This window comes from Endozoicomonas sp. ALB115, assembly GCF_049310245.1.
GTDB lineage: Bacteria > Pseudomonadota > Gammaproteobacteria > Pseudomonadales > Endozoicomonadaceae > Endozoicomonas.
In genome coordinates this window covers 1-1,260 of record NZ_JBLYZG010000186.1, presented here as the reverse complement: position 1 = coordinate 1,260, position 1,260 = coordinate 1, and the positions used below count along the sequence as shown (strand labels likewise).

Annotated in this window: 2 protein-coding genes; both read left to right on the top strand. The window is 41.0% G+C overall.

Annotation, left to right across the window (positions count from 1 at the left end; translation table 11 throughout):
* The first annotated feature begins 93 nt into the window (after positions 1-93).
* Positions 94-621, top strand: coding sequence for a TNT domain-containing protein (locus tag ACO6VE_RS24530; RefSeq protein ID WP_422464125.1), 528 nt, complete (start codon positions 94-96; stop codon positions 619-621).
* A 2-nt stretch (positions 622-623) separates the two neighbouring features.
* Positions 624-1,127 carry an Imm63 family immunity protein gene (locus ACO6VE_RS24525; RefSeq protein ID WP_422464123.1) on the top strand — a complete coding sequence of 168 codons (504 nt, stop codon included), beginning with the start codon at positions 624-626 and terminating at the stop codon, positions 1,125-1,127.
* Positions 1,128-1,260 lie beyond the last annotated feature (133 nt).

Sequence of the window (1,260 nt, the reverse complement as noted above, 5' to 3'; positions counted from 1 at the left end):
GAAATATTGATGATGATGACTTTTTATAGTCGCTTCTTTCCGAGTAAGCCTTGAATTATCAAGGGATTAGGCATTAAGTCAGTGCCATTGGGTGTGAAACTTGCCAAGGTTGGAGTGGATGTTGGTAAGAAGTCGTTAGATAAAATGGGGGATGCAGTAAAGAAATCTGGAAACAAAATTGATTCCGTAGCTGAAAATAATAAGGCAAAGAACCCTCATGAAATCCCCGGCTATGCTGATGCAGAAGCAGGAGGTGCATCGTATTATGATAGATATAGAAAAGAAAACGGTGACTGGGATTGGCCAGAAGAACTTGGTTTTGCAGAGACTCCAGCAAAAGCAACGTTGGACATTGGGACTAGAATAGATAGATTTGGCAAGCCTGATGGCAGTTTTCTATCTCCTGAGGGTATTCCTTCCGAACAGAGGGCATTGGCACCTGGAAGTCTAGCTGAACCATATAATGTCTATGAAGTGATGAGACCAATGCCTGTCATACAAGGTAAAATAGCTCCAGCCTTTGGTCAACCGGGGGGCGGAGTTCAAATTCTACCTAACTTTTCTGAGCGAGTTAATGTGGATTGGCTCCTCCATAACGGCTATATCCGAAAGGTTAACTAGAGATGAAAGTAACACTTCAAAGTTTACAAGAAACCATTATGACATATGGCGCAATGATTGATGCACCATTCGAGCTTTTAGTCCTCCATAGCAAAGCATCTTCAGATGGCTCCCCATTTCTAGAATTATGTGGTGAGGATATATTTTTTGTGAGCGTAGAAAGAGGTATCGAATTTGAACGTTTAAAAACCCAGAAGGTAGATACTTTCCTTTACTGGTTTTTTAAAAGGGTAGTTTCACATATCGCATATTCTGCAACCTCTAATACTGACGACCGTGATCAGCGAAGGACTGTATTCGATAAAGAGGTAGAGTTACTGAGCGTATTAGACAAAAACTGGGGAGAAATGAGAGCCAAAGAACACAAAGCCATTTTATTGAGATCACCATTTGACGATAATGCACAGAAAAGAGTCGAATTAAATAAGAAATTGATTTCTGATGGCCTTGACACCTCTAGAGCATATGAAAAAGCATGTGAAACTTATCCTTTACCCCAAAATTGAAACTTTGGATAAGAATGTGACAACTCTAGATAGTTCTCGTCCAAAATCAAGGACACCCAATAATTTGCCAGCGATGTAGAAATCACAGCAGGCAGAGACCTTACCGCCACTGCCGCCAATATCACCAGTGGTA

Coding starts and splice junctions, on each gene's coding strand:
- ACO6VE_RS24525 (WP_422464123.1), top strand. CDS start 624: ATGAAAGTAACACTTCAAAGTTTACAAGAAACCATTATGACATATGGC.